The organism is Lysinibacillus sp. FSL W7-1291, assembly GCF_038593415.1.
Lineage (GTDB): Bacteria > Bacillota > Bacilli > Bacillales_A > Planococcaceae > Lysinibacillus > Lysinibacillus fusiformis_D.
In genome coordinates this window covers 4,269,063-4,289,999 of the sequence record NZ_CP151994.1, presented here as the reverse complement: position 1 = coordinate 4,289,999, position 20,937 = coordinate 4,269,063, and the positions used below count along the sequence as shown (strand labels likewise).

Annotated in this window: 21 protein-coding genes; 9 read left to right on the top strand and 12 right to left on the bottom strand. The window is 37.6% G+C overall.

What is annotated here, in order from left to right:
- The first annotated feature begins 52 nt into the window (after window positions 1-52).
- Complete coding sequence (locus NST76_RS20870) at window positions 53-991, top strand: ring-cleaving dioxygenase (protein WP_342535172.1); 939 nt, start codon at window positions 53-55, stop codon at window positions 989-991.
- A gap of 162 nt (window positions 992-1,153) precedes the next feature.
- Here the strand turns inward: NST76_RS20870 and NST76_RS20865 are convergent, their stop codons facing one another.
- Complete coding sequence (locus NST76_RS20865) at window positions 1,154-2,086, bottom strand: aldo/keto reductase (protein ID WP_036128769.1); 933 nt, start codon at window positions 2,084-2,086, stop codon at window positions 1,154-1,156.
- A gap of 142 nt (window positions 2,087-2,228) precedes the next feature.
- Complete coding sequence (locus tag NST76_RS20860) at window positions 2,229-2,981, bottom strand: IclR family transcriptional regulator (RefSeq protein WP_036128768.1); 753 nt, start codon at window positions 2,979-2,981, stop codon at window positions 2,229-2,231.
- 257 nt (window positions 2,982-3,238) lie between these two features.
- Here NST76_RS20860 and NST76_RS20855 point away from each other — a divergent pair, with 257 nt between their 5' ends.
- Window positions 3,239-4,672 (top strand): acetylhydrolase, encoded by a 1,434-nt coding sequence (locus tag NST76_RS20855; protein ID WP_342535171.1) that lies wholly within the window; start codon window positions 3,239-3,241, stop codon window positions 4,670-4,672.
- A gap of 38 nt (window positions 4,673-4,710) precedes the next feature.
- On the opposite strand, the gene NST76_RS20850 is transcribed toward NST76_RS20855, so the two are convergent.
- The 4 genes from NST76_RS20850 to NST76_RS20835 form a co-directional block, all read right to left on the bottom strand.
- Window positions 4,711-5,673: a MerR family transcriptional regulator gene (locus NST76_RS20850; RefSeq protein WP_271911344.1), complete on the bottom strand. Its 963-nt coding sequence runs from the start codon at window positions 5,671-5,673 to the stop codon at window positions 4,711-4,713.
- 344 nt (window positions 5,674-6,017) lie between these two features.
- Window positions 6,018-6,959 carry an alpha/beta hydrolase gene (locus tag NST76_RS20845; RefSeq protein WP_141904196.1) on the bottom strand — a complete coding sequence of 314 codons (942 nt, stop codon included), beginning with the start codon at window positions 6,957-6,959 and terminating at the stop codon, window positions 6,018-6,020.
- 30 nt (window positions 6,960-6,989) lie between these two features.
- Window positions 6,990-8,063 carry an LLM class flavin-dependent oxidoreductase gene (locus tag NST76_RS20840; RefSeq protein ID WP_271911340.1) on the bottom strand — a complete coding sequence of 358 codons (1,074 nt, stop codon included), beginning with the start codon at window positions 8,061-8,063 and terminating at the stop codon, window positions 6,990-6,992.
- A 22-nt stretch (window positions 8,064-8,085) separates the two neighbouring features.
- Window positions 8,086-9,321 carry an MFS transporter gene (locus NST76_RS20835; RefSeq protein WP_051891777.1) on the bottom strand — a complete coding sequence of 412 codons (1,236 nt, stop codon included), beginning with the start codon at window positions 9,319-9,321 and terminating at the stop codon, window positions 8,086-8,088.
- Window positions 9,322-9,541: 220 nt separating this feature from the next.
- Between NST76_RS20835 and NST76_RS20830 the strand changes: the two genes are divergently transcribed.
- Window positions 9,542-10,123: a TetR/AcrR family transcriptional regulator gene (locus NST76_RS20830; protein WP_036128759.1), complete on the top strand. Its 582-nt coding sequence runs from the start codon at window positions 9,542-9,544 to the stop codon at window positions 10,121-10,123.
- A 114-nt stretch (window positions 10,124-10,237) separates the two neighbouring features.
- Here NST76_RS20830 and NST76_RS20825 read toward each other — a convergent pair whose 3' ends face one another.
- Window positions 10,238-10,627 (bottom strand): RidA family protein, encoded by a 390-nt coding sequence (locus tag NST76_RS20825; protein ID WP_036128757.1) that lies wholly within the window; start codon window positions 10,625-10,627, stop codon window positions 10,238-10,240.
- 442 nt (window positions 10,628-11,069) lie between these two features.
- Here NST76_RS20825 and NST76_RS20820 point away from each other — a divergent pair, with 442 nt between their 5' ends.
- From NST76_RS20820 to NST76_RS20810, 3 genes are all read left to right on the top strand, one after another.
- Window positions 11,070-12,113, top strand: a complete 1,044-nt coding sequence (locus tag NST76_RS20820) for an AI-2E family transporter (RefSeq protein WP_058845249.1) — start codon at window positions 11,070-11,072, stop codon at window positions 12,111-12,113.
- Between the two features lie 73 nt (window positions 12,114-12,186).
- Entirely contained in the window at window positions 12,187-12,426 is a 240-nt protein-coding gene (locus tag NST76_RS20815; RefSeq protein ID WP_268987996.1) for a GNAT family N-acetyltransferase, read from the top strand.
- Window positions 12,426-12,689 carry a GNAT family protein gene (locus NST76_RS20810; protein WP_329808708.1) on the top strand — a complete coding sequence of 88 codons (264 nt, stop codon included), beginning with the start codon at window positions 12,426-12,428 and terminating at the stop codon, window positions 12,687-12,689. The genes NST76_RS20815 and NST76_RS20810 overlap by 1 nt, the downstream gene beginning before the upstream one ends.
- A 52-nt stretch (window positions 12,690-12,741) precedes the next feature.
- Here NST76_RS20810 and NST76_RS20805 read toward each other — a convergent pair whose 3' ends face one another.
- Together NST76_RS20805 and NST76_RS20800 are read right to left on the bottom strand one after the other, a co-directional pair.
- The gene (locus NST76_RS20805) at window positions 12,742-14,085 is read right to left on the bottom strand and encodes an MATE family efflux transporter (protein ID WP_058845250.1); all 1,344 of its coding nucleotides are present in this window, start codon (window positions 14,083-14,085) and stop codon (window positions 12,742-12,744) included.
- Window positions 14,072-14,539 (bottom strand): GNAT family N-acetyltransferase, encoded by a 468-nt coding sequence (locus NST76_RS20800; RefSeq protein ID WP_036128746.1) that lies wholly within the window; start codon window positions 14,537-14,539, stop codon window positions 14,072-14,074. The genes NST76_RS20805 and NST76_RS20800 overlap by 14 nt, the downstream gene beginning before the upstream one ends.
- An 86-nt stretch (window positions 14,540-14,625) precedes the next feature.
- On the opposite strand from NST76_RS20800, the gene NST76_RS20795 reads away from it, so the two are divergent.
- From NST76_RS20795 to NST76_RS20785, 3 genes are all read left to right on the top strand, one after another.
- Window positions 14,626-15,456: a MerR family transcriptional regulator gene (locus NST76_RS20795; protein WP_036128745.1), complete on the top strand. Its 831-nt coding sequence runs from the start codon at window positions 14,626-14,628 to the stop codon at window positions 15,454-15,456.
- A 184-nt stretch (window positions 15,457-15,640) separates the two neighbouring features.
- A complete protein-coding gene (locus NST76_RS20790; RefSeq protein ID WP_342544423.1) occupies window positions 15,641-16,942 on the top strand; it encodes an SMI1/KNR4 family protein in 1,302 nt (433 codons plus the stop codon).
- Window position 16,943: 1 nt separating this feature from the next.
- Window positions 16,944-18,119: a DUF4272 domain-containing protein gene (locus NST76_RS20785; RefSeq protein ID WP_342544421.1), complete on the top strand. Its 1,176-nt coding sequence runs from the start codon at window positions 16,944-16,946 to the stop codon at window positions 18,117-18,119.
- A 49-nt stretch (window positions 18,120-18,168) separates the two neighbouring features.
- Here NST76_RS20785 and NST76_RS20780 read toward each other — a convergent pair whose 3' ends face one another.
- The 3 genes from NST76_RS20780 to NST76_RS20770 all read right to left on the bottom strand — a co-directional run bounded on the left by NST76_RS20780 (window position 18,169) and on the right by NST76_RS20770 (window position 20,894).
- The gene (locus NST76_RS20780; protein ID WP_058845252.1) at window positions 18,169-19,587 is read right to left on the bottom strand and encodes an erythromycin esterase family protein; all 1,419 of its coding nucleotides are present in this window, start codon (window positions 19,585-19,587) and stop codon (window positions 18,169-18,171) included.
- Window positions 19,588-19,834: 247 nt separating this feature from the next.
- The gene (locus NST76_RS20775; RefSeq protein ID WP_036128737.1) at window positions 19,835-20,188 is read right to left on the bottom strand and encodes a hypothetical protein; all 354 of its coding nucleotides are present in this window, start codon (window positions 20,186-20,188) and stop codon (window positions 19,835-19,837) included.
- Between the two features lie 22 nt (window positions 20,189-20,210).
- Complete coding sequence (locus NST76_RS20770) at window positions 20,211-20,894, bottom strand: DUF2225 domain-containing protein (protein WP_036128736.1); 684 nt, start codon at window positions 20,892-20,894, stop codon at window positions 20,211-20,213.
- Window positions 20,895-20,937: the final 43 nt, after the last annotated feature.

Genomic DNA, 20,937 nt, shown 5'->3' with positions numbered 1-20,937 from the left:
ACGTAGTTGGGCACAGTAAAGGTGAGAAAAATAGTCGAAAGGGCTTGTTAACATGAAAAAACATACAGCAGGTATTCACCATATCACAGCCATCGTAGGGCATCCACAAGAGAATATTGATTTTTACGCAGGTGTGTTGGGCTTACGTTTAGTGAAGCAAACTGTAAACTTTGATGATCCTGGCACATATCATTTATATTTTGGCGATAAAGGTGGAAAACCAGGCACAATCATTACCTTCTTCCCTTGGGCAGATGCTTATCAAGGACGTATTGGTGATGGCCAAGTTGGCGTTACAACGTATGTTGTACCAGAAGGGGCACTTCCATTTTGGATTAATCGCTTAGCAAAATTCTCGATTCCCTTCCAAAAAGCTGAACGCTTTGGTGAGCAAGTCATTCAATTGGACGACCCACATGGTTTGCATATTGAACTTGTTGCACGTGCGGAAGGCGAGCTCAATGAATGGACATTTGGTGAGGTAACACCCGAGGTTGCTATTAAAGGTTTTGGTGGAGCTACACTATACTCAAGTCATCCTGAAGAAACGGCAAAAGTTTTAACAGAAGTGATGGGCCTTGAACAGGTAGGGACAGAGGGTGACTATACTCGTTATAAATCAAGTGCAGCTATTGGTAATACTGTAGATTTAAAAACAGTAGCAGGTGTACGTGGTCAAATGGGTGTAGGAACGGTTCACCATATTGCGTGGAGAGCTCAAGATAATACGGATCATTTAGAATGGCAAGAGTATGTGATGAACCATGGACAGCATGTAACGGAAGTCAAAGATCGTAATTATTTCAATGCGATTTATTTCCGTGAGCCTGGCGAAATTCTATTTGAAATCGCTACAGATCCTCCTGGATTTGCTCATGACGAAACACCTGAGACAATGGGTAGCCAATTAATGTTGCCACTTCAGTACGAACAGCATCGTGAACAATTAGAAAGAACATTAATCCCGATTAAAGTGCGTAAACTGGATTAAGAAGAGGAGTCGCTTAATTTCCAATAATCCAAGAAAATGACAGGCTGTTAGCAGAATTGCACAGTCAAACTACGCTAAAATTGCGATAGAGCACAAAGCTAAAATATAATAAAAATGAGAAAAGAGCGAATTTGCAAAAATCCTCTCTTTTCTCATTTTTTATTATAAAATTCCTTCTATTTTCATTAAATCTTCATTTGTTAACAGGACATCCGTTGCTTCCACATTGATAGCTACTTGGCTTTTATGCTTTCCTCCTGGGATAACGGCATCAACACCGTCTTGGGCTAATAACCAAGCAAGAGCCAGATTTGGTAATGTTGTTTGTTTTTCTGCTGCTACTTCCTTTAACGCCTCTACTTTAACTAATGTTTGTTCAAACAGTTCACCGTGGAATAAAGGGTTTGAAACTCGCCAGTCCCCTGCGCCTAGTTTAAAATCTTTTGTATACTTGCCACCAAGTAGACCATATGAGAGTGGTCCATAAGGAATAAATGAAATATCATTTTTTATACAGTATGGCAGTAAATCTTGTTCGGCTGAACGGTTTAACATATTATAAGGAGATTGTAAGACTGAAATATCATTATGCATATTTGCTTCGATTAATTGATCTAATGTTACGTTAGAAATTCCTATTGCTCCGATTTTACCTTCTTCTTTTAAGCGCGATAATTCTCCAATCGATTCAACAAGAGGTGTTTCGTTATCAGGGAAGTGCAAATAGTATAGATCTACATAATCCAATTGGAGGCGATTTAAGCTATTTTCAAAAGCTTGTCGTAGATATTTTGGATGATTATCTACTGTTACTGTACCATCTTCAAACCAACGTTTAGCTGCCTTTGTTGCCAAAACGAAATCTTCCCTACGATAGTTTTTCAAAACATCCCCAACGATTTCCTCTGAACGCCCTTTACCATAAATGTCTGCTGTATCAATAAAAGTTATTCCAAGATCTAGGGCTGTTGTCACTAGCTCCTTTCCATCTTGTTCATTTAAGCTTTCAAATAAATTATGACCACCAACAGCATTTGTTCCAAGACCAATTTCTGAAATACGGATATTAGTTTTCTTTAATGTATGGAATTTCATCTTCTTACCTCCTCGTTTTTCTATAACAAGAATAGGATAAAAACCTATTTTTACAAACATCTATACTAATAGTTTCATATATAGAAACAAAAGCATTTTTATTGCAAAGGAGCATAGCTTATTAATCTTCTAAGATACAAAACTATGTTAAAAGATAATCAATTTCCGCTGTTAATTTTTTACTTGCCTCGACTAATTTTTTTACAAAAGAACGAATGGCCGCTTTCTTTATTTGCTCCGTCGAACCGTGTAGGGCAATGGCACCTATTACTTCTTTATTGACATAGATAGGTACTGCAATACAACATTTACCTAGATTGGTTTCTTCATTATCAACAGCGTATCCTTGTGCTTTAATAACCTGTAAGTGAGGAATTAATAAACCATAATCATAGAAGGTTTTTGATGTAAGTGGATGAAGTCTTATACTATTTAACATGTCATGTTGCGTTTCTATGGGGAGGTGAGCTAAGACTACTTTTCCAAGTGCACTTGAATGCATGGGTGTTCGAGTATCGATTGCTTGAAAAAAAGGTTGTTCAAATGGCTCCCTGATGACATTTTTTATCACCATTTCACAATCTTCTAAAATACCAATATAAGTAGTTATTTCTTCTTGTCGGGCTAATTGATAGGGTGCTACAAGGGAAGTCCATTCAATATCTTGATGCCAATATAGATGTTCATCTCTAAAAATATGAGGATTTAATTGATAGTATTTATTATATTTATTAACATAATTCATTTTTTCCAAAGTATAAAGCATGCGAAAAACCGATGTCTTATTCAGTGATAACTCTTCCATAATTTCAGTCAATGTAAGAGCATGCTTTTGTCGTAATATATCCAATATCAAAAGGCCCTTTTTTAATGTCGATACTTCATAGGAATCCATTTCTGTCCTCTCCTAACTTCTAAAATAATTTAACCTGTACCTGTGAAATATTCATAGTTCTTTATTGATATTATAAAGACAATTTTTTATAACTGCTCAATTTTTATTTTAATAATATACAACCTTAAATTTGTAAAATGGTGGACAATTATAAAAAATGTCAGTGTTTTTTTGTATTGATTGTTGATTCTCCTCTTACTGGAGGTAATACACTTTGATTTGAATCAGCAAGATCAAAAAACAAGGAGGTTTTTATTATGAGGTCTATTGAATTGTTTTATGTCATCTTTAATATTGTTTTACTAGGTTGGTTAGTTTTTGGTAGAAACAAGTCACAGCGAGGAATACTGATAGCTGGTGGTATGTCTATGCTATTTCTACTTGTCCATGGAATCATTGAAGGGATGCGGTGGCAAATGATACCGACTTATTTGATGACATTATTTTTTCTCGTTGTTGTTGTGATAAGGCACTTTTTTAACCCAAAAGTTCAAAAAGAACAACAATCAAGTATGCGCCGATTACGCGTTGTTCTGAATTCAACATTAGCTGTACTTTATTCTGCCATAGCAGTTAGTCTGCCTATCGTTCTTCCGGTATTTACCTTTGAAAAGCCAGCGGGTCCGTACCAAATTGGAACAGTCACCTACGATTGGGAAGATACTAAGAGGGAAGAGACTCTCACACCAGAGCTTGGCGACAAACGCGAATTAATGGTACAAATCTGGTATCCTGCTGATACGAATGCTAAAGGTAATACGGCTCCTTATATTTCCGATTCTGCTGTTTTTGCAGAGGGGTATAGTAAAATTCTAAATTTACCGAAGTTTTTATTCGCAAATTTTGGTTATGTCAAAACACATGCTATTGAGAACGCTGAGATTTCTAATCAGGAAACAACCTATCCGGTACTCCTTTTCTCTCATGGCTTTAGTGGGCATAAAAATCAGAACACTTTTCAAATTGAGCAATTAGTCAGTCAAGGCTATATCGTGGTAGGTATAGATCACACCTACAGTAGCACGGCCTCAGTTTTTTCTGATGGTCGTATAGCAAATTACGTCCCACAAAAAACGGAATCAATTGCATATTTAGATAAAGCAAATGAAGGTTGGGTTGAAGATGCTAAATTTGTGCTGGATCAAGTAGAGCAGCTGGCCCAAAATGATTCTGAAAACCGTTTTACAGGTCGAATGGATATGGAGAATATAGGTATGTTTGGCCATTCCTTTGGTGGGGCAACGAGCACCCAAATGCTAATGACAGATTCAAGAATAAAAGCAGCTCTTAATATGGACGGCGTTCTATATGGAAAACTCCGAGTTCCTACGGAGGGGCTGAAGAAGCCATTTATGATGATGAGTGCTGATGACTCAATCAGAGAAGCGAAGGAAACGGATAGTGAGGAGTTCATCGAGTTTGTAAAAGAAACTTTGCCACGGTATGAGTATGTAACTGTGGGTGGGAACTATTGGATGAAGATTAAAAATATGAAGCATATGGGCTTCTCTGATTTATACCTGTTTTCACCACTTTATGAACGGATGGAAGGGGTCGACATCCAAAAGGCTTATCATCTGATTAACGACTATTCATTGGATTTCTTTAATCATTATTTAAAGCAACAGCCATTTAAACTATTAGAGCAAAATATTGGGGATTATCCAGAATTTACGTTACAGAAAGGTTGACAGCTAAGGTGAATAGTTGAGGGTGTTTAGCCCCTCAATTATTCGCCTTCTGAATTTTCCATATGTTCAAGTCGCCATTCTATTCCTTGAAATAGTAATTGATTAGCTTTTGAGAGTTGGTAGTATTGTGGACTTAGAATGGCACATAATATTTCGCATCGTTCGAGTCGTTTGGTTTTGGTTCTTTGAATATATTTTACAAAGTAATGGAAGTAATCTTCTTTATTGTCCAAATGCTCTGAGTTCGCATACAGCCTAGCAGTATCATCGACAATGGCCTGTACAACCGGACTGCTGGCAGGCGATTTTTGTTTCAACGCCTTATTCAATCGATCATGGATGTTTTCGAGCTTTCTGACCAGTGTTGTAGCATTGTATTTTGGCTGATGAACAATATTCATGTACAGAAATTCAGTATTTTTCAGGTCTTTTATAAACTGCGGATCATTTATGAGCTCCTGCAACTCATGCCAAGCAGCGGTTTGTTTGGCGGAGCCTTTCACCTGATTAATAATGTATTTGTCAAAATAATAAAAAAACGAATCTTTCCACTCTTTTGGAATGCCATTTAAGAATTGTATTTCTTGCACTTTTTTATCGATAAATTGTTTTTTATTTTCAGCTTTAATTGTTCGTGCATTCACTAAATCATGAATACACTGCAATGAATCCCCATTATGTTCCTTTGCTTGACGCAAAATTGATATCATATCCATAAGCGTATTAACCTGTGTTTCCATCGATTCAATCTGCCAATCAAGTATTCTAGTGACTGATAGCTCCTCAGATATCATTTTGCTTATATCATCAATTCCAAAATCCAAATAACGCAGGTTTGTAATCATTTCAAGACGCCATATATCTTTCACTGTGTATAATCGATGTCCACCATCAGTATAACTTGTAGGTTTTAGCAACCCAATTTCATCATAGTAACGAACTGTTTTTATAGTAGAACCTATTATTTTAGCTGTTTCACCTATAGTATATTTTTCTTCCAAATGATTACACCTCCTGATTGGATCACTTTATAGTAATTTTAACATCATAGTTCATTTGATGATAAAAAAAGTCATTATTTTATTTTACGATAAACTTGCCATAAATTGAGGAATTGGACTTGCATAGCTGTGAAGTTTTTATCAACAAGGTCATCATAACTAAATTGTTATAATTATAAAATGCGAAAATATCGTCAAAGCATTTTCGCATTTTAAATTTTCATATTCAAACATTCCAAGAGCAGCAACTTTCATTTAGAAAATTATGCTCCTGCCAATTATGATTGCAACTGAACTACTTAACGACTATGATAAGGGCTATTTCACATTTTCAGTAAGGTAGACTAAGGGTGAAGAGCGCGAGCCATTGCATCTAAATAGTTCTGACTTGCACGCTGACTTACCTCGGCTTCAGGTACAAAGACTTCAAAGCAATGAAAGCTACCAGGGTAGAGATTCATTTCAACATCTACTCCTGCTTGGGCAAGACGTGTTACATAATCAAAGGTTTCATCTCGAAATAAATCAAGTTGACCTATACATGTATAGGTTGGTGGTAATCCTGCTAAATTATCTGCTCTTGAAGGAACCGCATACGGAGAAAGTTCGTTGGTGTCCTTTTCTTCTCCTAAGTACATACGCCAAGCGGTCAAATTATTTGATCTACTCCATGTTGCTTGAGCATCGGTAATCTCATAGCTAGATGGTGTTTCATTTCGGTTATCAAGCATTGGATATAATGGCATTTGGAATATAATTGAGGGCCCTCCCTTATCGCGAGCCATTAATGCTAGAGCTGCTGTTAGCCCTCCGCCACCACTTGCACCAGCAATTGCCACTCGTTTAACATCAATGCCGAGTGATGGAGCCTCAGCTGTCATCCATACTAACCCTGCATAACAATCTTCAATCGCGGCTGGATAAGGATGCTCAGGAGCAAGTCGATAATCAATAGAAACGACAACGCAGTTAGCCGTCTGAACAAAACGTTCACATAGAAGATCATCCATATCAGGGTGTCCCATAACGAAACCACCACCATGAATCCAAAGCATAGCTGGAAGTTTATCACGGTTTCGTTCAATTGGTTCATAAATTTTAACTAGCATTTCACCTCCATCTCCTCTAGGAATCATGCAATTCGTCGTGTGCACAAGTTTTGACTTTTCTAATGGTGGCTGGACTAAGAGGCTGCGACTCCACGCTAAATCTTCCTGCAGACGAAAGCCCGGAAACTGTGAGTAAGCCTGTCTTAATTCTGGTAGTACTCGATTATTAATCGTCATATAAATTCCCCTTTAAAATATAATGAAATCCTAAAGAAATGGATGTCCTTCTAGTGCCATTTCCGCCTCCCATTTAGCAACTTCCTCACGCACACGGGGTGCCACTTCTGTTCCAAGAAGTTCTATCGCTTGCATGACTTGATCATGTGGCATTGTACTTAAAGGTACGTATAGCATAAACCGTGTGATCCCTACATGTTTACGAAGATGAATGATTTTATCTGCAACTGTCTTTGGATCACCTACATATAATGCCCCTTCAAAACTTCGTGCAGCATCATAACTAGAACGATCATAATACGGCCAGCCGCGTTCTTTGCCCAATTTATTCATGCCTGCTTTTGTGGATGGGAAAAATGTATCTGCTGCCCATTCCTTATTTGGACCAACAAAACCTATTGAATGAGAGCCTACCTGAAGCTTAGATAAATCGTGGCCTGCATGAGCTGCAGCTTTTTTATAGAGTTGTACGATTGGAGCAAACTGCATAGGACTGCCTCCAATGATTGCTAGCATAAGTGGTAATCCTAAAAGTCCGGCCCGAATGGCAGATTGTTGATTTCCTCCACTTCCAATCCATATGGGTAAGGAGTTTTGAACAGATCTTGGATACACACCTAAATTGTTGATCGCTGGTCGATGCTTCCCTTCCCATACTACTTTTTCTGACTCGCGAATTTTGAGTAATAAGTCCAAATGTTCTTCAAACAGTTCATCATAATCATTTAAATTGTAGCCAAATAGGGGGAAAGATTCGATAAAGGATCCACGGCCAGCCATAATCTCCGCACGCCCATTTGATAGTCCGTCTAAAGTAGAAAAATCCTGAAAGACACGTACGGGATCGGCAGAAGAAAGAACTGTCACGGCACTTGTTAATCGAATTTTTTTCGTTTGTGGAGCGGCAGCTGATAACACCATTGCTGGGGAGGAAGCAGCATAATCTTCTCGATGGTGCTCGCCAACGCCAAACACATCCAATCCTACTTGATCTGCAAGAATGATTTCCTCCACGACTTCACGTAAACGCTGTGCATGACTAATTACCTCGCCACTATGAACATCTGGTTTTGTTTCTACGAAAGAAGTAATTCCTATTTCCATTTGTTATCTCTCCTAAGTTAAATCAATATTTTGTGAATCGTCTAGTCATTACCCAAAAAATAAGGGCAATTGTACTGATAGAAGCTCCAAGTAAGCAAACCCCTTCCCAGCCAAAGTGTGCATATGTCTGTGTAGAAGCGATTGAACCGCCAGCGCTGCCGATGGAGTAGAACACCATGTAACCAGCGGTAAGTCGACTTCGCGCTTCTGCACGCAATGGAAGAATCATCGTCTGATTAGTGACATGAATTGCCTGTACGGCCAAATCCAGCAAGATAATACCAACAACTAATGCAAATAACGACTTTTCTAGATAATTTATAAACAACCATGAAATGAGTAGTAGCACTAAAGCAATCCCTGTTGTTTTTTGTCCATAACCCCGGTCAGCAAATTTCCCTGCCTGTGCGGCAGCTAATGCACCAGCCACTCCAATAAGACCAAAAGCACCAATGACACTGTGTGACAGTGTTAACGGTGGGGCACTAAGTGGCAGAACAAGTGGCGTCCATAAAATACTGAAATCAGCAAAAATTAGCATGGCTAAAACCGAGCGGATACGTAAAGTTCTTTCTTGAATGAACAACATAAATACGGATTTAATTAGCTGAAAGTAGGATAGGGCTTTTACTTCACGCTCCACTTTAGGTAACACTTTTAGAAATATACAGACCATTAAAAACATAAGAGTGGCAGAGACTAGATAAACGGACCGCCAGCCAGCAAGATCAGTTAAGAGACCAGCGAAGGTCCGAGCGAGCAGTATGCCAATGACGATTCCGCTCGTGACAATACCAACAACACGACCTCGTTCTGTAGGGGAAGCCATAGTAGCCGCAAATGCCACAAGTGTCTGCGTCACAACCGCAAGTAGACCTACCAAAGCCATACCTGTGAAAAGTACTGCGCTATAGGAGGCAGTGCCTACTATAACCAAAGCCGTTATGGACAGTAGCATCTGTCCAATAATCAATCGGCGCTGATTGAGTAAATCCCCTAGAGGCACTAAGAGTAATAAACCTAAGCCATAAAAGATTTGCGTGATGGTAATAACAACACCAATAATCGAGTGATCAATAGTAAACTCATTTGACAATTGATCGAGCAGCGGCTGTGCAAAATAAATATTGGCTACAGACATTCCACAGGCTGTTGCGAATAATAATGTTATAGCTCGAGACATGGAAGACTGTTGATTTATAGTAGGCGCATCGTTTTCTCGCTTCAGATCATTGTCCACACGATATCCTCCATTCATAATTGAATTGTCATTATAACTTACCGTTCGGTATGAAATAATTATTGGTAAATATATCTTAGTTTTATTTGCTGTGTCAATGTATTTTTTGAATTTATTTTTATAAATAAAACGGAAATTGACAATATAAAGAGCAGGTTATACAATTATTACATACTGTTTGGTATTTAAATTGTAGTGACCAGCTTATTAATCCTTACATAAAGGAGGTGGGTTTTTTATGGCAAGAACCCGTGAATTTGATGAAGAAAAAGTATTAGAGGCTGCCATGCAGTTATTTTGGGAGAAGGGATATGAAGCTACTTCTTTAAGTGATCTCACTGCTAGAATGGGCATTCAACGTCCTAGTATTTATTCAACCTTTGGTGACAAAAAAGAGCTTTTCGAAGCAGCACTTCGAAGATATACGACATCTCGTGCAGCTGATATACGAGCAAGACTCCAAAGCCATACGTCTGTAAAGCAGGCATTTGCTACTTTTTTTGAAGAAGTGATTGCAGCTGAATATACGAAAGATCTTAGTAACGGCTGTTTTTGTATCAATACAATGGTTGAATTAGCTCCTCATGACGAGAGATTTGAAATTTTAACGAGAGAGCATCAACTTTATTTAGCTGTTATTTTTCAGGAGACGATTGAGCGAGGAATCCAATCAGGCGAGTTAGATGCTGACACGGATGCGAAATCTTTAGCACAAGCACTACTTGTGGCACTAATCGGATTAACGGTCATGCTGAAATCACAGCCGCAACAAGCCTTTGTTGATAATGCAATTGCAACAACGCTCACATTACTTAAATAATACTTTACTATCTATGTAAAAGTAGATGAAACTGTACCCCTTTAGAAGGGTTAAAGGGGTACTAGAAAAATACATAATTACAGCACATCTTGATTATATATAACATAGTATGATTTATAATTTCTTACAAGCCCATGCGTCTATCTCAACCTTTAAGGCAGGAGTAGCGAGTGCAACCACATATATCAATGTTGTGCATGGAAGATGTCCCCCAAAAAAGTTATTGATGATTTGCTGTCGTTGACTTGCATCCATTTCTCCTACCAAATAGAAAACGATCTTCGTCAGATCTTGAACCTCCATATTGGCGCTTTCTAAATTTTTTTTTATATTTTCTAGTGCTACATTCAATTGTACTGCTGCATCTTCAGGGATAGTCCCATCTGCCATCATACCGATTTGACCTGATAGGGTTAACCACCTATGGGGGCCAGTGACTTCAATTTGATGTACATAAGGAGCAACAGGTGGGTGAATGTTCTCAGGATTCCTCGCAATTTTCATAGAATCAGTCCTTGTCTATTTTTAATTTGTTTCTGTAATCAAAATAGCATAATGTACCATCTGATAAAAGTTCTATGCAAATACCATTATAAAAGAACTTTCAAATTGGATATGCTGGTTTTATAGGGTTATAATAGATTCATAGAATTTAGGCTTATACGCTGATAAAGCTTTCAAAAAGGATAAAAGTATTGATTTTTTAATTTGACAAGACATACAATTCACTTCACCCACGCCTAAGGTTTTATACAGACACTTCTAAAGAAACATGAATTTCGTCTTATTTTGAAGGTAGATGGCTATACTCATTAAATGAGAGGGAAATTTTTACATAAGAATGATGCGTATTGTTGTAAATCAATTTTATACTGCTTATGTTTAGTTGATAGTGTAGCCCTAGGTAGCAGAGGCAGCGAGGCCGTTTTGTAGAAGGAGTGAATAAATGAGTAATTTCTTTCGGAGTAATGGATTTAAACGTATTATTCTTCTAGTTGGGATTGCAGTTGCATTGTATTTAATGCGTAGTATGATCAACTTAATTTTGCTGACGTTTATTATTACCTATTTGATGAATCAGCTTACTACGAAGACAACGAAAAGCATAAGAAAATATACACCGATGAATGAAAAGGCTGTTACAGTAACATTGTACCTTTTACTTGTCGCAGGTATTGTTGCGGTAATTTACAAGTATTTGCCGATTGTAACCCAGCAAATTACCCAGCTTTTCGATCTTATTGCCAGCTTTAATCTCGATCCAGATGACAATGAGATTGCCAGATATTTAGCGCCAACTTTTGAGAAAATCGAACTTGGAAAATATTTAGAGCAGGGTGTGGATTTAACTCTTAAAAATATTACGAATATTGGTAAAATCATTATGCAAATTTTGATTTCTCTAATATTGAGCTTGTTCATCTTGTTGGAAAAGAAACGCATTATTGAGTTTACAGCCAAGTTTAAGGATAGTAAAGTTGGACCACTTTATGATGAACTTCATTATTTTTCAAGAATTTTCATCCGCTCATTTGGTAAAGTAATTGAGGCTCAATTTATTATTGCTGCTGTCAACTGTGTGTTATCAGTGATTGCCCTTTCTATAATGGGCTTTCCACATCTGATTGCTCTTGGGATTATGCTCTTTATTTTAGGTTTAGTGCCAGTCGCAGGAGTTATTATTTCACTAATTCCACTAAGTATTATCGCATATAGTATCGGTGGCTTAATGTACATTGTCTATATTTTAGTCATTGTCATGGTATTACATGCCATTGAAGCTTATTTCTTAAATCCAAAGCTGATGTCCGCAAAGACAGATTTACCGATTTTCTATACGTTTATGGTCATCCTCTTCTCAGAGCATTTCCTTGGTGTATGGGGGTTAATCATTGGTATTCCGCTGTTTATGTTCCTGCTCGATATTCTAGGTGTAACCTCCTCGGAAGAGCCTGTAAAGAAATCGGTACCAATACCCAATGAAAAGTAAATGGAATAGTTTTGACAAAGGAATCATCTACGTACAAGATGGTTCCTTATTTCATGTGAAAGAGGAGTCTATCATGATAAAAGGTCAAAGAGTCTATTTAAGAGCCATTCGTGAGGATGATATCGATCGTATTGCAAGGTGCTTTCAAAATGAAGAAATCATGTATATGACAGGAACGCGTAACATATTTACAAAAGAACACATTAAAGAGGCGATTCAACGTTTTAAAGAAGATGCCTCGCGCTATGATTTTGCTATTTGTTCAATTGACAACGATCAAGTAATTGGCGATTATCGAGATCGACTTAACTAATAAAAAAGCAATGTTTCATTATAGCCTTACATAGTATCGAGGAGTGCGGTAGAGGATATGGCTCTGAAGCCGTACAACTTGCTCAAAAATTTATATTTGAGGAGCTAAACCTGAACCGCTTAGAATTACAGGTGTATTTCCATAATAGTAGAGCCATTAAATCCTATGAGAAGGTCGGTTTCAAATACAGAAGTTATTTTAAGACAGGCTTTGTTTATGAACAATGCATTTTCGGATGGGATTATTATGAGTATGTTGCGTGATGAATATTTGAATAAAAAGTAAGAAAGGGGCCATGATGAGGCCCCTTTCTATTTAAGCATTTTTTAGAGAGGAAATGGTTCTTGGATTTTTTTTAATATACAAGTAAATGAGCAATGCTGTAATGCCCTCTGCTACCGGGAAGGTCCACCAAATGGCCTGAGAGCCAAGTAGTTTGGGTAGTACGATGAGGGTAGGGATAAATAAAATAATACTGCGTAGTAACATAATGGTTGTGGCAATACGAATTTTTTCAATGGATTGAAAAAATTCTGCGAACACCATATTGATTCCTAAAAATACATAGCCAATGGCAAAGTGAACAAAGCCCTGTGCTGCCAAACTACGAATTTCAAAGGAGCTATCTCCAAATAATGCCATTAATTGAGAAGGGAAAAGCATTGCGATAAGTGCCGTCGTTAACCCTAAAATAAATGCAGTAGCTAGCCCTATTTTTAATAATGCTGTTAATCGTTCTAGTAATCTCGCCCCATGGTGATAGCTCACTAATGGTTGTAGTGCCATACCGATGCCAAGGAAAATCGTTAACAATACAGTATGGATATAGTTGACCATTGCATAGGCTGTTACGCCATTTGCCCCTAAGTAGTGCAAGAAGGTAACATTATACAAAATAACGATAACTGCTACGGAAGCTTCAACGATAAAGCTAGGTAGTCCAATAGCAAATATTTTTCTGAGATCTGATAGATTAAAAAATGAAGAGACAAACTTTAACTCAGATTGTGGACGGAAAAAATGAAGACAAAGTACAGACGTACCTATAATAGTGGCGATTGCTGTTGCTAAGGCACAGCCAGTCACACCATAATCTAGTACGAAGATAAAGATATAATTTAAGAGTATATTCAATACTGATGTTGTAATTAAGCCCAGCATAGCAAGCTTTGGGTTACCATCATTTCGAATAAAAATACTTAGTAGATTTTCTAGTGTGTAAAACACGCCAAACAGTAAAATAACATGTAGGTATTCCTGTACATAGGGATACGTATCATCGCTTGCCCCAAATATATAAGAAATATCTTTTAAATTGAATGCAAGGAATCCGATAATCGTTAGCACGACTAGTAACATCATTATAAATGCTAATGTAAAGAGCTGATGGGCTCGTTGCCTATTGCCCTCCCCAAGAGAAATTGAGAAAAGCGTAGCTCCTCCCATACCAATCCATAGAGAAATAGAAAGCAAAATAGAGAAAATGGGAACGGCTATATTAACCCCAGCTAACGCTGTAGGACCCACGCCATGACTAACGAAAATACCATCTACCAAAATATTGACGGACATCAAAAGCATACCGATCATTGCGGGGAATAAGTATGAAAGAAATAATGGTTTCAGTGGTCTTGTTTCAATAGGATTAATGGTTGTCATGTCCATGCACCTCCAACACCATTACTTTTTCCCCTTTGTCATCTAGTTCACCATTAAATATAAAACCAAATCGTTTATACAGCTGAATAGCTACTGCGTTATTGTCATAAACACTTAAATATATTTGTGAACAGTTGAACTTTACTGTTAAGTAATGAATAAGTTGCTGTAAAAAATGTTTACCTAAACCTTGCCCTTGGTATTGTTCATCAATTAGATAGCGATCGAGCCAAACGCGTTGACTGTAATCTTCATGAGGGAATAATCCATACATAGCGAAGCCTATAACGGTGTTATCTTTATACAGACCTAAAGGAGTAAAGCGTCGATCCATTTCTGCCTCTGTTAAGCATTGGTCTGTCGTTTCAATAAAATGTTGCTGATTGTCTGCGATGCGTAAAGCTAAAATTTCTTTCTTGTTGAAAGCTGTAATGTCACGAATCTCCGTGAACATAATGTCAAAACCTTTCTATTTTTATTGTGAATAGGTACAATTTAAAGTATATAGTTACTATATAGTCAAGGGAGGAAGCTCAAAAAATGCTTAATAAAAATGTAAAATATTTTACAACTGGGGAATTTGCTAAAATTTGTAAGGTTAATAAGCAAACACTCATTTATTACGATCAAATTGGATTATTATCTCCCATCATGAAGGATAGTAAAGATTATCGGTATTATTCACTTGCTCAATATGATTTTTTTAGTGTTATTGAGTTATTAAAAGCAGTTGGAATGTCCTTGAAGGATATTCAGCAGTATATGGCAGAGAAATCACCAGAGAATTTTTTAGAATTGATGCATCAACAAAAAGAAATTGTTGCGAAGAAACGTCGAGAGCTCGAAATGATTGAAAATATTATTGATGTCAAAATCAAAACGACTGAGGAAGCTCTACATCTACATTTTGATGACATCACGATTGAGTACTTTCCTGAAGATACATTATACCTAAGTAAAAATATCGAAGATTCTACTGAAGAGCAGTTTGTGAAGGCTGTATCGGATTTTATCGAGGAATTAGATCGCTCTCAATTAGATACAGGTTATCCAATCGGAGGGATTACGAGGAGAGAACAAGTATTAGCTGGCAATTACGATAATTACAGCTATTTATATATTGAGCAGCCTAATCCAAGAGAAGGTCATCCTTACTTTAAAGCAATAGAGGGGGAATTCGTTATTGGTTATCATGTTGGGCCCTCTGCGAAGCTTGGAGAGACCTATACACGTTTATTTAATGTCATGCATGAAAAAGGCTATGAGCTTGGTCAATACGTTTATGAGGAATACGTTTATGATGCTGTTATAAAAAATCGAGAAGAAGAGTATGTGACAAAAATTATGATGGAAGTAAAGAAAGTCAAATAATTCACTGTTACTTACTAAAAAAGACCGTATAGAGTTAAGTAATTTAGCATATTTGAAGGCTTATATATCAGTAAAATAATAGCATTTTTTATTGCGTTGGAAATGAACCTAATCAGTAGATGATTTTCTGACGATAAAAATAAGACGAAAGAAATCATTTTAGCCTATGTGGAGGTGAGCTGCAATGTGTATTGAGCGTTGGCAACATTTAATAAAGCGATTGAAGTGGCAAGGAGCTTATGTACATCCGATTGAAATACGAGCAGTCGCTACTGAACATGATTTACAGCAGGTAGAGGCACGACTTGGCGTACAAATCCCTAATGAGTTCCGTCATCTCTTACTAAATTGCTCGCAGCAAGTAACTATTTATTGGTCTCTCCCTGACGAAGCTATCTTGCCTACAGAATTGCTGGATACGCCTTCTGGAGATTTTGGCTGGAGCTTAAATGATTTGGATTTCCCCTATTTTGGAGGGGATGATGAATTGCATGAACAGCAATACTTACAATTTTTTACGGCAGGTAACGGAGATGCCCTTCTCCTCAAGCTTGAGGATGAATCGATTTGGTATTGGAGTCATGAAGATGATGAATTTAATTTGCTTACCTTAAGCTTTCCTGCGTATGTCGACATTGCGACCACGCTAGGCTGTATTGGTGTAGACTGCGGACAGCATCGACAATTTTGTAGTGGGGAGGGATTGGATGTTAATCTGACTAGGTCACAAATATGGTTAACGTGGCTGGAACAATATTTAAGCTCTAATTTACAGCAGGCTAAATCAAGCTTAGAATCTTTACTTCATTATGTTTCCATGCATGGCGTAAGAGAAACAAGCATTCAAGAGGCTTTTTGGCAATTTGATAAGGTAAGGATATATGAGGCACTTCAACAAAGAGTTGAACAAGCACAGACTCCAGCACAACAAAAAGCTTGGGGTGAAGTTCTAGTAACGGTGTGTGCTGACGAGGCTGAAAGATGGGTAAAGGAACTTTGGCAAGGGAGTGCTGAACTTCCAGCCTGGCTACGTGATTATTTAACGGCGCATTGTTTACCAGTAGACGAAGGGCTGGCCCTTATCCTACAGGATATTGAAAAAGATAACATGGATGCCTATACGGCATTACATCGATTACGCCATTTCCAGCACCCAAACATTATTACATGGATGAAGCCCTATGTTGCATTTCCGATCGATGGCTGGGACTCGCTTTTAGCAGTATCACAGCCAAGTGCAGAGACACTATTTGAGTGGTTAGATGGTAGTGAAGTAGAGAGACTGACAGCTATCCGAGCTGTTTGCTATATGATGCAGCAGGGAATCACACCAACAACAATGATAAATGAGGAAGAATGGCGCTCTTTGCTAGCTTATTGGATGGAACATGAAGTATTACGAAAAAATAAACAATTATTTAGTCAAGTACTGAATGGTTTGGAAAATTGGATACTGAAATGCTATATGTTACAAAGGAGAGTGTAGTTTGAATCATTTTACGATATTTGCTTCCAAAAATGATCTAGATGATATGCATGCTAAAATAGCCGACGTATTTGCCAAAGGCTTTGCTATTGAAAAACAAGATAGCGGATATTTATTGAAATCTAAAGGGCTTTTTAAAAAATGTAGATGCTCGATGAACATTTTAACTGAAGATATGAACCCTGATTATTTTGCAAAAAATATCCCTGGGATGATGGGCTATTACGATACTATTCCCTTTAAAGATGAACAGCTAAAAGAACGAGTAATGATTCAAATAGCTGTGCTCAATACAGTCATTGCAATCGAGATGGATAGAGCTATGACAGACGAGCATATGCAGCTATTTACAAGACTACTAACAAGGATAGGCGGTATTGGTTTTCTACCAGACGGTACTTTGCTGGATCAAAACGGTAGCGTGATTGTTTATCCTAACGGGGAATCGGGTCCATCTGACTTTAGACCCCATGCTTGTACAAGAAAAATAAATACGCATGAGGTAGCATCAGCACAGGGAGAAGTGCGAAAAAATAAAACGATCGCTTTTTTAACAGAACGAGAGATTCCTTACGCTGCTTCTCTTCCTCAGCTATCACCATTAGAAAATCTCCACTTTAAAAGTCAAGAGGATATCGCAAGAAGAGCAGTTGCCCTATTGATTGTTATTCAATTCGCCTGTGACGTAGCACAAAATGGCGATATTGAAGGGTCTAGGGAATTCTTTACCGATATGCTACATAAATATAAAGTACAACCATTCTTAACGGAGCAAGAAAGGCTCTTTCTGGGGGCGCAGCATCCTAGTACGCAAGAGGCTGTCAATATTTCATGGCAATATGAAGCCTATTGGACACTCATTTGGGCATTAGGTATGGTGGAAGAGTTAGGTTTTCCGGAAGATGTTTGTGATTGTGAATATGCGATTCAAGCTGTTTCAAGCTGCGAAACGTTTGAACAGTTTTACCAACAAACAATTATGCGCAGTAAGGAAGAAATTTTAGACGAGGCTGATAAAATTTATAGATTGCATTGGGCTTGTGTAGATAGTCGAATTAATGGACAGACAGCTCCTTTAGCGTTAAATGAAAGTGTTGTGATGGAAAGGCGTAGAGGCTTATTTTGGATGATTGGGTATCAAGACGAGGAATGGGATACGATATCCATGGATACATAAAGTAATCGCAAACTAGGGAATCTAGTTTGCGATTATTTTATAAGGGAGGTTATTTTACATAATGCGGTTTACTTACTTTATCGATCAAGAGAATACCATCGTATTGATCGCGTGGAACAAAGCTTTCCTGCATAACGCCCCAGCTATAGCCTATGCGAGGCTCAAACATCCATGAGTTGCCTCGCTCATTTTGACGATTGCGCATATCGATGAATGTATATGGTTTATTTTTTGTAGACAGAATATCCTCAATAGATCCCTTGATAGGTGGTAATACAGCCATCGGTTCACCCATATTATTTGCTGTCTCGCCACTTCCCATGTATAGGCCTAGTACATAGCTATATTTCTTGTAGATGTCTGGTAAACGTTCGCCCATTAATTTGACTGGATAAGGGGAACCCATTACATCCGATTGTGCTTTACGAATATGGTCATTATGTGCCCACACGATAAACTTTTCTGTTGGATAAACCTTTTCAGCTAACCAAAGTAAGTTTTCACCCATTGCCTGATCTCGCCATTCCATTGTTTGTAAAAATGACTCTATATTATTTTGTTCAAGGTCAATATTGGCCTGAATAGTTAGTTCAACATATTCATTTGCTAAACGAATACGATCTGCTAAAGTACGCTCCATCAGTTTTACAATGTGGGGTTCATTTGGATATGCTGCTTGCAACTCTTTTTCTTTTAACTGTACTTGTGCCTTTACTTGTTTATACACATTGATAATTGTTGCCTTTTCTTTTTGATAGCCCTTTAAATCTTTTCCTGAGCTCCATTCAGCGAGTTGTTTCTCTGCTTCACTGAATTGTTGAGCTAATTGGGGATTGTGCAGCCAATCTCCATTCGTAAATGCCCCTTGCTGTTGAATATCAAAGCCCGTGAGAACAAGGGGTTGCTTTGTTGTATAAGTTGTTTTGGCGTATTCAAACAGAGGAAGGGTTTCTTTTGTCCACCATACACCGAAAATACCATCCTTCATTGTTTGTAGAGCCGCTTGTTTGTCAATTTTTCCTTGGGCGTTCATCACATTTCCCATGCCACTTTCAAAAGCGAGAACATTATAGCCCATTTCTTGATGTAAAAATTGTATTAAACGTGTTTTAGCTAGATTAAATTGTGCAACACCATGAGAGCTCTCTCCTAAAAAGACAATGCGCTTATCATGTAATAATGGCTTTAGCATCTCTAAATCCTCAAATTCACTAGATGGAATTTTTTGTCCATTAAATGTTTCAGGTTGAATGGAGGACAGGCTATAGGCATGATCGTTTACCCATTTTTTCCAATCTAATAACGTTTCATTAGAAGACCTAACCTGTTTGACTGTTGAATTAAGTTCAATATTGAGCTGTTCTTCATTTGCAGTGACAGCCGCAGAGACACTAGTTACTCCGTTTAGTGCCATTAAACTTGTCAGTGCAATACTTAATAAAACCTTACGTTTCCTATCTTTTTTCATTAATAATCAGCCCTTCTTCTTATATTGATACTTATTATAAGGAACGAAGTTTAAAGCTTAGGAAGAGTTTGTTTAAATTTTGTTTAAATTTGCCTATATTGGCAAAAAAACATCCCCGTTTGTAAAGTGGAGTTGCTCCATAGCGTTGGAAACAAAACTACCTTGCCAAGGGTTCTTTTTCTGCTAGTGAATCACCTTTTTTCAACAACATAAAACATCTCCATTTGTAAAGTGGAGATGTTTATCATTATTTATAGTGATAGGTGCTTGCTCTAACATGGTTACGTTGAATTTGATTGAACCATGCACGATCCTTTTCTTCTTGCTTTAATGTACCAACAATGGAGGAGGAGCAGCTCACACAAATTTTAGCTTGTGTAATTTGTCCACATCGTTCACAGGGCGCTCCTAAATTAGGGAAAATGGACTTTTTTAACTTTCCTGCTTTTACCCATTTGTAAAGGAGTTCAGGTGACACTCCTGTTAAAGCGACTATCTCATCGTTTGTTAAGTAGCGATTATTTTTTCTTAATAAAAAATGATGTAACTCTGAAAATATGTCCTCTTCTCTCACATCAATTCTTTTATGGAATAGCAACATAACTAGTCCTCTCCTCGTCAAATCAATTAATGATTTCATTAACTGTTATAGGTTGTTCGTCATATTTATAATTTTCCCAACGATTACGCGCAAGCTTTCGATATTTTGGTGATACATTTCGATCGGCAATTAAACGTGAGAATCCTTTTTTAGCTTCTACAATATCACCGAGTCGAAGGCTTAATTCAGCATGTAAAAACTGGATTCTTTCTCCACCCTCCTGATTGGATGCAAAGGATTTACTATAAAAGTCTCTAGCTGCAAAAAGGTAACGCTTTTCGGATTCCTCATCGGTTTTTAAACGATAAAGCCAAGCAATTTTCAAGGCGAAATTCGCCATTAAAAGGGATTCCTCCATGGAAGCACGTGATACCAAATAAGCAAGCTTAAAACTGACAATGGCATCATCGATTGTACGTTCCTGACAAATATCCATCGGCTTCTGGAGCTCTTTAATGTAAATTTCATCAATGAGTTGCATGAAAGGTCCATATGTCCGTGTCATAGACTTATGGTAGGCATAGCCGCAATGGGGACAAACAGCAACCTCATACAGCAAAGGATTTAAGCCATCATAAACAGGCATGAAATCTGTTTGCTCCTCGATGATTTTATATCGATTAGGGCGTACTTTATAAGTTGTAAAATGCTTTTTGCAAAATTTACAATCTACACTACTTTCATAGTAGTAAATGTTAAATGCCATAAGAATCAACTCCTTTGCAGGCTCTAAAATTTTGTTTCTTTTG